Origin of the sequence: Rhizobium tibeticum, from assembly GCF_900110205.1 — a bacterium.
In the GTDB taxonomy this organism is placed as follows: domain Bacteria; phylum Pseudomonadota; class Alphaproteobacteria; order Rhizobiales; family Rhizobiaceae; genus Rhizobium; species Rhizobium tibeticum.
Window position 1 is genome coordinate 1 of record NZ_FOCV01000037.1, and the last position, 14,450, is coordinate 14,450.

At 58.0% G+C, this 14,450-nt stretch carries 14 protein-coding genes; 5 read left to right on the top strand and 9 right to left on the bottom strand.

Annotated features, from left to right (window positions below):
• Positions 1-593: 593 nt before the first annotated feature.
• Genes BSG20_RS28410 through BSG20_RS28430 form a run of 5 tightly spaced genes read right to left on the bottom strand, consistent with a single transcriptional unit; the run spans position 594 to position 5,698 of the window.
• Positions 594-1,331: an ABC transporter ATP-binding protein gene (locus BSG20_RS28410; protein ID WP_072380830.1), complete on the bottom strand. Its 738-nt coding sequence runs from the start codon at positions 1,329-1,331 to the stop codon at positions 594-596.
• Entirely contained in the window at positions 1,331-2,173 is an 843-nt protein-coding gene (locus tag BSG20_RS28415; RefSeq protein WP_072380832.1) for an ABC transporter ATP-binding protein, read from the bottom strand. The genes BSG20_RS28410 and BSG20_RS28415 overlap by 1 nt, the downstream gene beginning before the upstream one ends.
• Entirely contained in the window at positions 2,160-3,062 is a 903-nt protein-coding gene (locus BSG20_RS28420; protein ID WP_072380749.1) for an ABC transporter permease, read from the bottom strand. The genes BSG20_RS28415 and BSG20_RS28420 overlap by 14 nt, the downstream gene beginning before the upstream one ends.
• Entirely contained in the window at positions 3,059-4,087 is a 1,029-nt protein-coding gene (locus tag BSG20_RS28425; RefSeq protein WP_072380751.1) for an ABC transporter permease, read from the bottom strand. The genes BSG20_RS28420 and BSG20_RS28425 overlap by 4 nt, the downstream gene beginning before the upstream one ends.
• A 15-nt stretch (positions 4,088-4,102) precedes the next feature.
• Entirely contained in the window at positions 4,103-5,698 is a 1,596-nt protein-coding gene (locus BSG20_RS28430; RefSeq protein ID WP_072380753.1) for an ABC transporter substrate-binding protein, read from the bottom strand.
• Between the two features lie 132 nt (positions 5,699-5,830).
• Here BSG20_RS28430 and BSG20_RS28435 point away from each other — a divergent pair, with 132 nt between their 5' ends.
• From BSG20_RS28435 to kdgD, 3 genes are all read left to right on the top strand, one after another.
• Positions 5,831-6,541 (top strand): FadR/GntR family transcriptional regulator, encoded by a 711-nt coding sequence (locus BSG20_RS28435; protein ID WP_072380755.1) that lies wholly within the window; start codon positions 5,831-5,833, stop codon positions 6,539-6,541.
• 66 nt (positions 6,542-6,607) lie between these two features.
• Entirely contained in the window at positions 6,608-7,588 is a 981-nt protein-coding gene (locus BSG20_RS28440) for a mannonate dehydratase (protein WP_072380757.1), read from the top strand.
• 46 nt (positions 7,589-7,634) lie between these two features.
• A complete protein-coding gene (kdgD, locus tag BSG20_RS28445; RefSeq protein WP_072380759.1) occupies positions 7,635-8,564 on the top strand; it encodes a 5-dehydro-4-deoxyglucarate dehydratase in 930 nt (309 codons plus the stop codon).
• Positions 8,565-9,166: 602 nt separating this feature from the next.
• Here the strand turns inward: kdgD and BSG20_RS38965 are convergent.
• From BSG20_RS38965 to BSG20_RS28460, 3 genes are all read right to left on the bottom strand, one after another.
• Positions 9,167-9,421, bottom strand: a complete 255-nt coding sequence (locus BSG20_RS38965; RefSeq protein ID WP_083540017.1) for a DUF982 domain-containing protein — start codon at positions 9,419-9,421, stop codon at positions 9,167-9,169.
• Positions 9,422-9,870: 449 nt separating this feature from the next.
• The gene (locus BSG20_RS28455) at positions 9,871-10,470 is read right to left on the bottom strand and encodes a general stress protein (protein ID WP_072380761.1); all 600 of its coding nucleotides are present in this window, start codon (positions 10,468-10,470) and stop codon (positions 9,871-9,873) included.
• A 16-nt stretch (positions 10,471-10,486) separates the two neighbouring features.
• Positions 10,487-10,804, bottom strand: a complete 318-nt coding sequence (locus tag BSG20_RS28460; protein WP_072380763.1) for a PepSY domain-containing protein — start codon at positions 10,802-10,804, stop codon at positions 10,487-10,489.
• Positions 10,805-11,294: 490 nt separating this feature from the next.
• On the opposite strand from BSG20_RS28460, the gene BSG20_RS28465 reads away from it, so the two are divergent.
• Positions 11,295-12,386, top strand: a complete 1,092-nt coding sequence (locus tag BSG20_RS28465) for an extracellular catalytic domain type 1 short-chain-length polyhydroxyalkanoate depolymerase (RefSeq protein ID WP_072380836.1) — start codon at positions 11,295-11,297, stop codon at positions 12,384-12,386.
• A 133-nt stretch (positions 12,387-12,519) separates the two neighbouring features.
• On the opposite strand, the gene BSG20_RS28470 is transcribed toward BSG20_RS28465, so the two are convergent.
• Complete coding sequence (locus BSG20_RS28470; protein WP_072380838.1) at positions 12,520-12,894, bottom strand: hypothetical protein; 375 nt, start codon at positions 12,892-12,894, stop codon at positions 12,520-12,522.
• A gap of 441 nt (positions 12,895-13,335) precedes the next feature.
• On the opposite strand from BSG20_RS28470, the gene BSG20_RS28475 reads away from it, so the two are divergent.
• Positions 13,336-13,539: a CsbD family protein gene (locus BSG20_RS28475; protein WP_072380765.1), complete on the top strand. Its 204-nt coding sequence runs from the start codon at positions 13,336-13,338 to the stop codon at positions 13,537-13,539.
• The last annotated feature ends 911 nt before the right edge of the window (positions 13,540-14,450 follow it).

Consider the following 14,450-nt stretch of genomic DNA (forward strand, 5'->3'; position numbering starts at 1 on the left):
GCGCTCTCAAACCACCATCCACCACAACGATGTCCACACTGCCGTATCAGGTTCCAAATGACCCCAAAATCAATTCTGCCAAAGTAGTGCTAGGGGGCGTTGTCTAAAGCAACGTGCTGGCAACAGCTAAGTCTCTCTTACAGAGTTCATCGCTCAAGCCACGTAATTAGCCGTTCGACGCTCGGCCGCAGATAAACCCTACCCAGTTCTGATCGTGACCTGAAAGGAAACGGATCCCGTCGCGTTCAAAGAAACCTCTGTTTCTTAAGTGCATGAGGGTGGCGCTTTGGTCCAGCTTTTTTCATACAGAGAAAGGGCCTGCGGCGGTTGCTTGGCGGCAGCTGCTATCTGCCGCAAGATTTCAAACCGTCGACAAAGAGCGCTGCTACGGCTGTTTCTTCGTGACCATGGTGCGATCGAGCGGCAGTGATCCGGTCGCACGGGAGCGAAATGCGGCACGCCAGATTGAAGCGCAACAACATCTGCAATTCAGCCGTTGCACTGGGCCGCGCTCCGATATTTCCAGTGACGCTGGAGGTAAAATCGCCGTCGAAGAGCGACTTGCCAGCTGGCGGTTGATCGTTCAACCATGCTCAGATGAAGCTTGCCCCAAACAATTCGCGGGCATAGGCATGGTGGGTCACCCCTGTCTGCAGATCCGCCTTGGTGAGCTCGTCGACGAAGCGGCCGTCCTTCATGATCAAAACGCGATCGCACATATGCGCGATGACGGCGAGATCGTGACTGACAAGCACATAGGTCAGGCCTCGCTCGTCACGCTGATCGGCCAGGAGGTTCAGAATTTCCGCTTGTATCGAAACATCCAGCGCCGAGGTTGGTTCATCGAGCAGGAGGATGGGCGGGGACAGGATCAGGGCCCTGGCGATTGCAACGCGCTGGCGCTGGCCCCCGGAGAGTTCGTGGGGGAAGCGGTTTGCAAAGCCTACCGGCAGGCCGACCTGGCGCAGGGCCGTGTCCACCTTCTGCCAGATATCGACATGGTTCATGGCCTTCAACGGTTCGGTGAGCGCCGTTCCGATCCGGTGGCGGGGGTGAAGCGACCCGTAGGGATCCTGGAAAACCATCTGCGCACATTTGAGGTCTTCGCGGCTGCGCGTCTTGCCGACGACCCTGCCGGCCAGGGCAATCTCTCCTGACCAACCCCTTTCCATGCCGGCAAGGCAGCGCAGCAAGGTGGACTTGCCGCAACCAGACTCGCCGACGATGCCTAAGGTCTCACCACGCGCCACCTTGAGGCTCACCTCCTTGACGACGTGATTTTCCTGCTTGCCCGCAGCAAACACGACATCAAGATCGCGTACTTCAATCATCATGCATTCTCCCGATCGAGCATTGTCCGGTCGAGAACCGCAAGGCGCCGCACCGGGTTTTTCGGATCCGGCATCGCCGCCATAAGTCCTCGCGTATAGGGATGGCGGGCCTCTTCAAGCCGGGTCAGCGTTTCGACCACGCGCCCGGAATACATGACGATAATCCGTTCGCAAAAAGCTGCGACCATGCGGATGTCGTGGCTGATTAACAGCAGACCGGAATTATTCTCCCGGACAAGCTCATCGAGCAGCGTCAGCACATCCTTCCTGACGCTGACATCGAGGGCCGACGTTGGCTCGTCGGCAACGACCAGTTTCGGCTTCGCAAGAAGCATCATGGCAATCATCACGCGCTGCCCCATGCCGCCGGAAATCTGATGCGGATAAAGCGTCATTACGCGTTCCGGGTCGTTGATCCGCACGCGCTGGAGTGCTGCTCTTGCAGCCGCAAATGCAGCCCTGCCGCGCAGATCAAGATGCAGGTGGGCCGCCTCGGCGATCTGCTTGCCGACCGTCAGCACCGGATTGAGGGAGTAGCGAGGATCCTGCATGATCAACGCGATGTCCTTGCCCCGTATCTTGCCCATGTGCCGCTCAGGCAGCGACAGAAGGGGCCGCCCGTCAAGCTCGAGATGGGCCGCCGTGACGTTCGCACTCGGCGGCAGAAGGCGCATGATCGCGCGTCCGGTCGTCGATTTGCCCGAGCCGGACTCGCCGACGATGCCGACGCGCTCACGCCCGACGTCGAAGCTTACACCGGATACGGCGGGAACCGCGCTCCTGCCGAAACTCACGTTCAATTCCTTGATGGAAAGTACGGGTTTCATCTCATGATCTTGCATGGCGAGGATCCAGAATGTCGCGAAGCGCATCGCCCGCGATATTGAAGGCAAGACTGGAAATCAGGATAGCCAAGCCGGGCATGACGGCAACCCACCAGTAGTCCAGCATGAACTTGCGTCCGTTCGAGATCATTGCACCCCACTCCGGCGCCGGAGGTTGCGCACCCAGTCCAAGAAAGCCGAGCGAGGCTGCCGTCAAGATGATCCCGGCCATGTTTAACGTCAGGCGAACGATCACCGAGGGGATGCACATGGGCGCGATGTAGACGAACAGGATGCGCAGCGGCGAGGCTCCGTAAAGACGTGCAGCAGCGACGTAGTCGGCGTTCCTGACCACCAGAGCCTCGGCGCGTGCAAGCCGGGCAATCGGCGGCCAGGCAGTCAGGGAAATGGCGATGATCGCAGTGGTCAGACCGGCGCCAAGGGCAGCGGCAAATGCCAGCGCCAGGATCAGCGAAGGAAAGGAAAGAACGATGTCAGTCGCTCGCATCAGAAGCGCATCCGTGCGGCCACCGAAGAAGCCGGCAACCACGCCGATCAGGAGACCGATGGGGCCTACGATCAGAGAAATCGAGAGTACCGTCTGGACGGTGATCCGGGTTCCGTAAATCAGCCGGCTAAGAATGTCGCGCCCGAACTCGTCGGTGCCGGCCCAATGTGCAGCATTCGGCGGCTTCAACGCGTCGGAAAGAACTTGGATATTCGGATCGTAGGGCGCAAGCCAAGGGGCAATAATCGCGACGACGCAGAGCAGCCCAAGAATGACGAAGCCTGCAAGACCGAGCGGCTCTTGCACAAGCTTCGAGACGATACGCGCCGACGATGCTGTGATGCGTGCTGGAAGGCTCGGTGGACGTACAGGAAGACTGGTGTCAATTGCCTCGCTCATCGCGCTGCCTCTCTCGTGCGCGGATCGAAGATCGCATAGGCGATATCCGCGAGAAAATTCAGAAACATGAAGATGAAACCGATGATGATCGTACCTGCAACGACGGCATTCATGTCGCCGATCATCAGTGCGTTCGTCATGTATTGACCGATGCCGGGCCATGAAAAGACGATCTCGGTCACGACCGCGCCTTCCAGAAGCCCGCCGTAGGAGATCGCAAGAATGGTGATGAGCTGTACGGCAATGTTGGGAAGAACGTGGCCGATGACGGTCCTTGCCGGGCCGACGCCTTTTGCGCGCGCGGCGATCACATAGTCCTGGCTTAGCTGTTCCAGCGTGAAGCTGCGTGTCATCCGGGTGATGTAGGCCATGGCCGCATAGGCAAGGATGACAGCTGGAAGAATGATGTGGCCGAGTGCGTTCCAGAAGATCTCGGTCTCGCCCTGCAAAAGGCTGTCGACCAGCAAGAGGCCCGTCTGCGGCGTGACGAGGCCCTCGTAAAAGACATCTATGCGTCCCGGGCCACCAACCCAATTCAAGCCAGCATAGAAGATGACCAGGCCGACAATTCCGAACCAGAAGACCGGGATCGAATGACCGACAAGCGCGATCACGCGAGCAATCTTGTCGATGAAACTGTCGCGAAAGAGCGCTGCAGTCAGGCCAAGGGGTACACCAACGAATGTCGAGATGAGAATTGCCAGGGTGGCAAGTTCGAAGGTCGCCGGAAATACCTGGGCAAGATCCGCCGATACCGGATTGCCGGTCAGGACCGCCGTCCCGAAATCGCCTTGAGCCAGCCCTTTCAGATAGATCAGAAACTGCTGGTAGATCGGCAGGTCAAGGCCAAGCTTCTGGCGCATGGCGGCGTAGGCAGCCGGATCTGCAAGCTCGCCGACGATTGCCCCGACAGGGTCGGCGGGCAGGACGCGGCCGATCACGAAAGTGACGCACAGCAGGATGAACAGGCTGAGAGCAAGATGCCAAAGCCGCCGTCCCAGTTCGGTTACGGACAGTTCTTTCATGATCGGCGGCCTTGTCTATTCGGTCTCGGCCTTGGTCACGCCTTCAAGGCGCGTGATCAGATTGGGATGGCCGACATAGCCCTGAACCTTGCTGTTCAGCACGATCGGCTCGAAACGCTCGAACATCGGCAGCACGGCGGGCTTTTGGTCGATGAACATCTTCTGCATCTCAACGTAAAGCTCGCCGCGTTTTTTGGGGTCAGGCTCCATCGACGCCTTTGCCGTCACTGCGGTCAATTCCGGAATGTCCCAGGCCGAGCGCCACACGAAGTTGCCGGCATTGTTGGCTTCAAGCGAATTGTCCGGATTGGATGCAAACTGCTCCATCGAACCGAGGACGTTCGGCATATAGGCGCCAGTCTGCGGGATCAGGAGATCAAAGTTTCTCGCCCGGTGCGCCGAAATGATATCGGAGCCATTTCCCTGCTGGACATCGACCTTGATGCCGATCTGGCCGAGTGAGGCCTGAATCGCCGTTGCCAGATCGACACGGGGTGTCTGAGCTATGGTCTTCAGCGTCAGCGAAAAGCCATCCTTGAAACCTGCGTCGGCCAACAGCTGCTTTGCTTTGGCCACATCGAGGTGCCAGTCCGGGCTTGGTACCGCATACTCATAATTCTCTGGTACCGGGACCGTCCTGACGCGGCCGTACGGCCCCATGATCGTCTTTTCGATGCCCTGATAATCGATGCCGTATGCGATCGCTTCGCGCACCTTTGCATTGGCGAGATACTTGTTGCCCGCGTTCATCGCCAGAACATAAAAACCGCCCGTAGGGACGCGCTGAACCTCAAAACCCTTTTTGCCGTTGAAAGTTGCCAGATCAGACGCCGTCAGGGCGCTGGCGAGATCGATGTCGCCGCGCTCAAGCATCAGGCGTTCGACCTGGCTCTCAGGCACATGCCGGACGATGACACGGCGCATCTTCGGCGCACCCGCGACATAGCCCTTGTTGGCGTCAAGAATGACGAGTTCGTTCGGCGACCAGCGATTGAGCGTGAACGGACCTGAGCCCGCAGAATGGGTTCTAAGCCAGGCGTTTCCATAGTCGTCGTTGACGGCGTGCTTCTGCACCTCGACGCTGTCGACAACACTCGCAATCGCCATGGCGAGCCGGTAAAGCAGAAGTTCCGACGTCACCGCATCGGAAAGGTCGATGCGCACGGTCTTGTCGTCGATCGCTTTGACCAGCTGGTCGACATTGTCTTTGGTGTAGCCGACACGCTTCAGGTTTGCTGCCGCAGCCTGGTCGAGCTTTAGAAGCCGTCCGAGAGAATAGACGACGTCTTTCGACGTGACCGGATTGCCTGAGGCAAAGGCTGCTTCACGCAGCTTGAAGGTGACCCCCTTGTCATCGACCTGCCAGCTTTCTGCAAGCTGCGGCACGACCTTTCCGTCTGGCGTCGTCGCCACCAGCCGGTCGTAGAGGTTTGACATGATCTCGACGGCCTTGCCTTCCGTCGCCTGCTGCGGGTCGAGCGACAGAACCTGGGCCAGCGATGTCCCGATCACAAGCTGGTCAGCGGGCGTGGCCGCCTTGAGCTCCTGGGCGGCCATGGTCAGTGCGCTTAAGGCGACGCTTACAAACAGACTTCTGGAAAAATGCTTCATTGCAACTCCTCCCTGAGTTACTATACGAGACATAATATGTCGTCCGTATGTCGTATTATGATTTATCGAAGATCAGAGCGCTTTGCAAGCGTCATGCGGACGAGACAGGATGGATAAGTTGGGGGCGGCACGATGGTAACGATCAATCGCGGCAGACAGCGGCTGGCACAGCAGGTCATCGATCAACTGCGCCTGCAGATCGAGACGGGCAAGCTGCGAGAGGGGGATCAACTGCCAACCGAGCCGCAGCTTGAGGCTGCCTTTGGCGTCAGCAGGACTGTCGTCCGGGAGGCAATTGCCGACCTGCGCGCGGCAGGCTTTGTCCAACCGGTTCAAGGCAAGGGTGTCTTCGTCGCCGATCCGAAGACCAAGACGGGTCTGTCGCTCACGCCAATCGAAGTAAAAAGCATCCCCGAGACCCTTGAATTGCTGGAGTTTCGAATGGCTGCCGAAGGCGAGGCCGCGGCCATCGCAGCCTATCGCAGGACAGCCGAGCAAGAGGCTGCCATTCGCGCGGCCAACAGGAAAATGGCGAATCTGATCGAGGCCGGACAGCCGACCGTCGAGGCCGACTACGAGTTTCACATGGCCATCGCTGCTGCTACGAACAACCGGTTTTACGTCGACGTTCTCCGCCACTTCGGTCCTCGTGCGATACCGCGCGGACAGTTTCCAACCTTGCCTGAAGCCAATGACCGCGCCTACCTTGAAAAGGTCCACGCCGAGCACGGGGAGATTCTTTCGGCCATTGCAGATCAGGATCCGGATCGGGCCCGCCAGGCCATGCGCGCCCACATGATGGCGAGCCAGCGACGCTACCGAATGCTCGCAGAGCAGCAATAGTGCTCGACAGCCTCCAAAATTCATATTATGTCATATGACATGGTTTAATCGTTCGGGAGGATGGGCGTGTATTTGGGAACGCAGGTCGCAGTGCGCGACGATGATGATTTTCGTGTTTTTGCTCAGCTTGGGGTGAAGCACATTTCGGCCGATCCGCCAGGCGCCCCGTCAAGCTGGACGCTGGATGATCTCGAGCGTCATCGCGATCATGTGGAAAGCTTCGGGCTTGTGCTCGACATGATCCAGCTCCCCCTGCCGTCGAAACCGATCGAAAAAGCATCCTATCCCGATATCCTCTTGGCCGGGCCGGAGCGCGATCGGCAGATCGATGCTGTCTGCCAGATGATCGAGAACTGCGCCAAGGCAGGCATACCTGCGACCAAATACAATCTCAATTTGATCGGCATTCCGCGCACCGAGCTCGAAAAAGGCCGCGGCGGATCGCTCAACGAGGCATTCCGTTGGGAGAAGGCAGACCAGGAGGCGGCACCTGGCCTTGCGGGAGTGCTGCGTGAGGACGAAAACTGGGAGCGTATCGATTATTTTCTCGAACGGGTCGTCCCCGTTGCCGAAAGCAACCGCATCCGCCTTGCCTGCCATCCCCACGATCCCTACACGCCGCCCGGCTATCGCGGCGTCACGCGCGTGCTTGGGACGGTCGATGGGCTCAAGAAGTTCGTCCAGATGCGGGAAAGCCCCTATCACGGTTTGAACTTCTGCCAAGGGTCGATCGGCGAGATGCTCGATAACCCGCGCGAGGAGATCGACGACATCATTCGCTGGTTCGGCACACGCGGCAAGATCTTCAACTTGCACTTCCGCAACATTCGCGGCGGGGCGCTTTCCTTCATGGAAACCTTCCCCGACGAGGGTGACATGGACATGGTCCGATCGCTGAAAGTGTATAAGGAGGTCGGCTACAAATACATGGTCATGCCGGATCATGTGCCGACCATTAGCGGCCGCGACGCCACCGGTGTCGCCTTCAGCTTTTGCTATGGTTATATCGCCGCCCTGCTTGAGGCCATGGAAGCCGGGCATCTGTGATCGCGCCCCAAATCCTTCGATAGAGCAATAACTTAAGGACATTGACATGGAACCCAACGCCATCAAGAAAGCCGTCGGCGACGGCTTGCTTTCCTTTCCCGTCACGCATTTCGATAGCGACAACAATTTCGACGAGGCGGCATACCGCAAACATGTCGACTGGCTGGCCGGCTTTGAGGCAAGCGCTCTTTTTGCAGCTGGCGGTACTGGCGAGTTCTTCTCGCTCAATCCTGCGGAAGTGCCGCTGGTCGTACGCGCCGCGAAGAACGCAGCCGGTAAGACGCCGATCATTTCGGGAACAGGGTACGGGACCTCTCTTGCGGTCGAGATTGCACGATCAGCCGAAAGGGCCGGCGCCGATGGCTTGCTCCTTCTGCCACCATATCTGATGTTTTCGGAACAGGCCGGTTTGGTTGCGCATGTAAAGGCAGTCTGTAACGCAGTCGGAATCGGGGTGATCGTCTATAACCGTGATAACGCCATCTTGTCGGCAGATAGCCTTGCGCAGCTCTGCGAAGAATGCCCCAACCTGATCGGCTTCAAGGATGGGGTCGGGGATGTCGACCGTGTCATCGAGATCACCACCAAGATCGGTGACCGCCTGGTCTATGTTGGCGGCATGCCGACCCACGAAGTCTATGCTCAGGCCTATTTCGCGGCTGGTGTCACGACCTATTCGTCAGCCGTCTTCAACTTTGTCCCGGACCTGGCACAACGTTTTTATCAAGCGTTGCGAAGCGGCGACCAGAAGACCGTCGACCGGATCCTCAAGGATTTCTTCTTCCCATTCGTTGCCTTGCGCAATCGAAGAAGAGGCTATGCCGTCTCGATCATCAAGGCGGGACTAAAGGTGATAGGCCGCGATCCGGGCTCGGTCCGGGCTCCACTTACAAATCTGACGGACGAGGAAATTGCCGTACTGGGGACCATCGTAGCGGCTGCCGATACCGCAAATCTCTCGCTTGAACCTGCTTAAGAGCGCTTTGCTTCAAGGTGCCCTCAGAACGTGCAATGTCAACACGAGCAGAGCCTTGTATCGGCGCAGCGCCCGAGCAGCCGCAGTCGAACACTTACAGCGCCGCTCTACCTTAAGCGGCGAGCGACAAGATCGGATGGCGTGTCAGTTCTATCGCACACGATCGCCACAATAAAAGTCGCCCCGTTGGAATGACGGGGCGAAGTGGGGTCGTGTGTCTTGCCTTGGAAAATGGAGTAGTTCCCAAGACATTCGAATAACCCGCCGCGTGCGTATTTGTTCCGCTTCGCGAAAATTTCCGACGGTGTCGTTATCTAGTGCGACTTATGACTTCTGAGATCGCGCTGCTATCCGTCATGCTTCCGTTTGTAGCGAATATTCACGCGGACGGCGTCATGCATAGTCTCTGCATGAAAAAATGTGGCGCTGCGGTGGCGCGCAGAGCCTCGGTCATTTTCAGATGGAAGTCGAGGCGACATCCACACGCGGTCGTTCCGCAATGGTTCCGCTCAAAAAAACCCCCGCATTTTTTGCGGGGGCAATTCCAGGAGAGATAGAAGGCAAACGCCGTGCATCGGGTTTGGTTCCGGAAAGCGCGGCGCTTATCCGGTAGACAGGGTGAACCGGATGTTGGCCTCTCTGAGCGCGAGCAAAAATACACCTAGAGCGTCGTTTTCCACTACGGTTCCGACCTCAACGCCTTGGCAAGCTTCTAAGGCGGAGATGTAGGCACTTCCGTCAGAGGTGGGCCAGCGCTTGGTTAGGAGTTCGAACGCCTGTCGCGACGATTTGATGGTATGGGAACGCCGCCCAGTCGGATCGTCACGGTTGATTCCCACACGACGCGCGCCTTCCACAGCTTATGAAACAGCGCCTCCACCAAGTAAAACCGGCGTCTAATTACGACAGCATGGCTTCCCGGCTGGCGTGACGCTTAAACATCGTATCAGCGAGAAGGTTCCCATCCTTGTTTGCCGGGATTTCAGGGACAGCCTTCTGCAATTCCTCCGAAGGACGAGAACGGTCGCGGCTGAGTAGATCAATCACAACAGCCGTTCCAGCACCGGCGCATTTCACTTTCCGCCTCAAAGCCGTTTAATCCACACCGTGGAAGGTGCCACGAATTCTCGTAAACGCTCAGAAGCCTCATTCAGCACTGGGTTGTGCAGCGAGCGCATCCAGAGTTTCCGAAGGCTTCTCGCGACTCCTACGACGAATCTCCAGCTATAGCTAGGATCAGGTTCGCACGGAACGAGCGCATCCTCCTCGCAACAAGCGAGGAGGTTTGCGCTGCGGCACGACCTCATCAGATCACCGGTGGACGATATCTATTCCGCTCTTGCTCGATTTGTTCAGGCGCGTACGGGTCGAGCGTCGCGTCAAAGCGCGTCCAACCTTGCTCGTTGTAAGCCCGGCGACGTTCGACAGTATCCACCCAGTTGGAACCCTGGAGAATGGCCTCTGCCTCCGAGGCGCGGGCGTCCTCAACCTTGGCGGTGACAAGGGTACCTCCGCGGCGGACGCCTTCGGCATAGAGATGAGCATCATCTTCCGAGACCCCGGAGTCGGTGAGTGCCCCGATAAGGCCACCAGCAGCACCACCGGCGACGGCACCCGCAACAGCTCCAGCCGCCGTGGCAGCAAGCCAGCCTGCAGCAACCACCGGTCCGACACCAGGGATGGCCACCAGACCAAGTCCGGTGAGTAAGCCCCCAGCGCCTCCGACGGCAGCGCCGATACCAGCGCCGGTCGCGGCACCCTCACCAGCGTCAGAGTCGCTATCAATGTGGCCACCCTTGTTGGAGACGATACTGATGTCGTCTGAGGGAATGCCCGCGACTTCCAATTTGTTAACGGCGGAACGTGCGTCCGAATAGTCGTCGAAAAGTCCTGTTGCGGTTCTCATCATGTTTCTCCTTGGGTTACTTGGCAACAATGTTGCCTTGATAGTCGAGGGCGATGGAGACGGCTTTTCCGTCCTTCATCCCGGACGCAATCCAGATTCCCTTGTCATCAAGCTTGAGATCTTTGACCTCAGTGTATCCCGCTTCCGAGATCCGATCTTTTGCCTGGGCTTCCGTAAAGCTGTTGGCACCTTCCACGGGCGCAGTCGGATTTTTTGTGTCTGGGGTTGCAACCGCGGGTGTATTTCCGTCGGCCGATGGAGCCGGCGTTGTCTGGGCAAAGGCGCCAACGGCAGACGTCCCCAGAATTGCCGCCAAGAAGATGATCTTCCTCATTATGCACTTCCTCCACTTTGGGATCGCGTTTCGGATCCATGGGCTGCAAACCGACAGAGAAGATCTTTGTTCCCGCCGCAACGAGGAAGTATGGAATTGATTTTTTTTAGATATATTGCATCGTGAGAGCACAACGAGGCGCCTGGCTGTTTTTCCTCGGTGGTGCGGCAATGATCGCGGATATGGAAGCGCGCGCGCAACCAGGCGATTGACCGGTTAACTCACAGAAACCTTCCGGAGTCAGGCCGAGGTCCGATTTTGAACTCCTAAAGTTGTGTTGCGCTCAACCGTTGGGGGTAGTAGGTAAATGGACGAAGGCGAGGGTGCTGAAGGCAGGGCGTCCATGATGCTCACGACATTGTTTTTGGACGCGGGCGCCTCCTTCCCCATAGAGCGCGGTGCAGAAATATTTGTGCAGTGCAGCAACCAATCCCCCCTAGGCACGTTTCACCTGCTCAGCCATCCCGGCTGCCGACACCAGGAGGCTGCCTTGAGGTCTATTTCCGACACCATTAGAAGACTGTCCAAGCTGCGCGCAGGCGTGGCGACTCCGGAGCCGGACGGTGGCGTTTTCGCCTCTGTCGCCGACTTCGGATCCAACCCCGGCGCGCTCGACGGGAAGGTACATGTCCCGCTCTCTTTAAAGTCGAAGCCGGCTCTGGTCGTGGTCCTGCATGGTTGCACGCAGACAGCCGTGGGCTACGACGCCGGCTCAGGCTGGACGCGACTTGCCGACGAACACGGCTTTGTGGCCCTCTTCCCGCAACAGCGTCACGCCAATAACGCTAATCTGTGTTTTAACTGGTTTCACCCCGGCGACATCACCCGTGGCCATGGCGAGGCACACTCCATCCGTCAAATGATCCATTACGTCGTCGAGCGATACCGAGTCGACGAGCAGAGGATCTTCGTCACCGGGCTGTCGGCGGGCGGCGCGATGGCGAACGTCATGCTGGCCACCTATCCGGAAGTTTTCGCCGGTGGCGCCATCATCGCCGGACTTCCGTACGGGACGGCCGCTTCCGTGCCACAAGCGTTCGACCGCATGCGAGGACATGGAATTCCCAAGGCCGCGCATTTGCAATCGCTCCTGCGTTCCGCATCGTCTCATCAGGGACGATGGCCGTCCATCTCCATCTGGCATGGAACCTCCGATACAACGGTCGTCCACTCAAATGCGCGAGCGATCGCGCAGCAATGGATGGCTGTCCACAAGCTAGACAGCCGGCATTCAATACTCGAGGATGGAAAGGGCTACTCGCTCCAGACCTGGACGGATGGTGAGGGACGACCGGCGATTAAATCCTACACCATACAGGGCATGGCACACGGCACGCCGATCGACGCGGCCAGCGGCTATGGGCATCCGGCGCCGTTCATGCTCGACCGCCGGGTCTCGTCCACTGAGATAATCGCCGGCGCGTGGGGTCTGATCGCTTCCTTTGAAAGGCAGGCCGAACCAATCGAGGCCCGCGCGGGCGACTTTCGGCCAATGCCGCCAATTCCGAACGAGACTCAGCCAGTGAGTGGAGTTCAGAAGGTTATCGAAGATGCTCTACGTTCGGCTGGTCTCATGCGGTGATTGCCGGTTCTACGGCGAACATTGAAGCGCAAAGGAAGAGCCCGAGAAGTAACCCAAAGGAGAAACTGTCCCGCCACGATGCCGTTCGGGGGATGACCTTACGGGCAGAGCCGTCCACGGGAAAGGACGAGGATCACTCGTAGGTCAGCGAGTTTTTCAGGTCGTTCAGTTCGCGTCTCGCATCCACCACACCGTAGCTCTGCGACGCCGCTTGAGACAGCATGGAGCGATAAGACGTGTTTGTCTCGTCAATGACCTTGTTCAGTTCGAGGATCTGCCCCTGCAGCTCGTAGGGCATGCACAGGGAAGTGATGGAATCTCGAGTCGCCATAGCCTTTCGCTTCATCATCCCGCCGTGCGACTGCCACGCCTCGTTGAACGTGGTGGACCAGGGATCTGGTGCATCTGCCGAGAGACGTAAGACCATACTCGTCAACGGTCCTTCGTTGGACAGACCAGACGCTGCATCATTTAATTCAACGATTCTGATATCCTGAAATTCTGTCATCTTTTTTACTCCAAGTGGCTGCGAGGTTAAGCTCTGCAGGACGAGGAAGTTCCACCAGCACGCAAAGACAGCTTGCACGTTACGCTCTTTCGCAACGCGCTCGAGGAGCGTGTCAATTCTTCGCGAGCAATAAATACGAGACCGCGCCCACGAGAATTTCGTCCACCGAAAACAAAACATCGTCAGGGAACAAAGGGATATAGCCGAGGTTTTCAGTGCGACACGAGCGTTGATGATCCGTGGGCGATGGATCTCGCGGGATATGCAGGGCAGGCGTCATCGATTCCTCGAAGCTTCGGGGTGCTGCACGAATGCCAGTGCTCGCGCCAGAGCCGTGTCTGCACTTCTTCATGTTCCGTGAGCTCAAGGCGCTCGAGCCCCACGTAACACTGTTGTTGCTGCATCGTTACCTTCACAGCCACAGTATCAAGGAGAAGCGAAATGGATTGGAATCGTGTCGAAGGAAACTGGAAGCAGATGAAAGGCAAGATCAAGGAACAGTGGGGCAAGCTCACTGACGATGATCTCGATCAGATCGCCGGCAAACGCGACCAGTTGGAAGGCAAGATCCAGGAACGCTACGGTATCGAGCGCGATCGCGCTCGCCGTGACATCGACGATTGGTATGGCAATCAGCCCTGGTAGTAACCCTCGATCAGCCCGGATTCTTCTTCCGGGCTCTTTTTTGGCCGTGATAGGCACGCGAAACGAAAAAGAATCGTGATCTCGCGCGGCTCTGTCTCACGATCTTCGAACATCATGATTTTGCTCGACGGCGCGATCGAGAGTGCCACCTCGATACAAAGGCCGCGATCCGCACAGTGATAATCATGGAGGATTCCGAGGCCGCCGCCGGAGCGGCGACCTGGCTGCAGACAGAGGCACACAAAGCCAGACAGGGGTTCGACGGCCTTATGTGTTAGCCCTGCTCACAGAGGGTTCTGAGGCGCCTTTAGGATACCGTTTTGCACCCGGAAAAAGGATGCATCCGTTCGCATAGGTGGCGTTAGCAAATTTGGTGAGGAAGGCTTTGAAAAGTGAGAGGTCCGCAGGGGTGATAGCGGACCCTCAGCACTTTCACAGGGAAACTGGCCGTCTCTCGGCCGCCGCCATAAGAGCACAACCGAGCACGGCTCGCACGTACGCCTTTAGCGGTACGCGCACCTACCATGACGTGAAGAGAACTGAAGATTTGGGGGGCAGTTGTTACGGTCCAGCAGCATGTTGTGCGTCGCGCTAATGCGAGCTATCGTCGGTCTCAAATACCCTCGGATCAAGCGAGAGACAAATGCCGGAAGATTGGTTCACAATGATCGTCGGCAAAGGCAACGTCAACGAAGGCCTTCTCCGGATCATCGGTTTCATAGTTATATTTATCGGCGGATTCGGAACGCTGTTTTGGTGGCTGCTGCGATAGCCTAAGATGCTTGCGATCCTCGGTATAGGTAGCGAAAGCGAGCGCGCCGACCCGGTTTCGCTGGGTTTTGCAGAGACCATCGCCGGACCCGGCTGTCAGCTTGAATTCTCAGGATCGCCCGAACTGCGGGCGCTCCGTA

Bases quoted from the DNA above. Each gene is read 5' to 3' on its own strand.
- BSG20_RS28410 (WP_072380830.1), bottom strand. From the start codon at position 1,331: ATGATTGAAGTACGCGATCTTGATGTCGTGTTTGCTGCGGGCAAGCAG.
- BSG20_RS28415 (WP_072380832.1), bottom strand. From the start codon at position 2,173: ATGCAAGATCATGAGATGAAACCCGTACTTTCCATCAAGGAATTGAAC.
- BSG20_RS28420 (WP_072380749.1), bottom strand. From the start codon at position 3,062: ATGAGCGAGGCAATTGACACCAGTCTTCCTGTACGTCCACCGAGCCTT.
- BSG20_RS28425 (WP_072380751.1), bottom strand. From the start codon at position 4,087: ATGAAAGAACTGTCCGTAACCGAACTGGGACGGCGGCTTTGGCATCTT.
- BSG20_RS28430 (WP_072380753.1), bottom strand. From the start codon at position 5,698: ATGAAGCATTTTTCCAGAAGTCTGTTTGTAAGCGTCGCCTTAAGCGCA.
- BSG20_RS28435 (WP_072380755.1), top strand. From the start codon at position 5,831: ATGGTAACGATCAATCGCGGCAGACAGCGGCTGGCACAGCAGGTCATC.
- kdgD (WP_072380759.1), top strand. From the start codon at position 7,635: ATGGAACCCAACGCCATCAAGAAAGCCGTCGGCGACGGCTTGCTTTCC.
- BSG20_RS28455 (WP_072380761.1), bottom strand. From the start codon at position 10,470: ATGAGAACCGCAACAGGACTTTTCGACGACTATTCGGACGCACGTTCC.
- BSG20_RS28460 (WP_072380763.1), bottom strand. From the start codon at position 10,804: ATGAGGAAGATCATCTTCTTGGCGGCAATTCTGGGGACGTCTGCCGTT.
- BSG20_RS28470 (WP_072380838.1), bottom strand. From the start codon at position 12,894: ATGACAGAATTTCAGGATATCAGAATCGTTGAATTAAATGATGCAGCG.
- BSG20_RS28475 (WP_072380765.1), top strand. From the start codon at position 13,336: ATGGATTGGAATCGTGTCGAAGGAAACTGGAAGCAGATGAAAGGCAAG.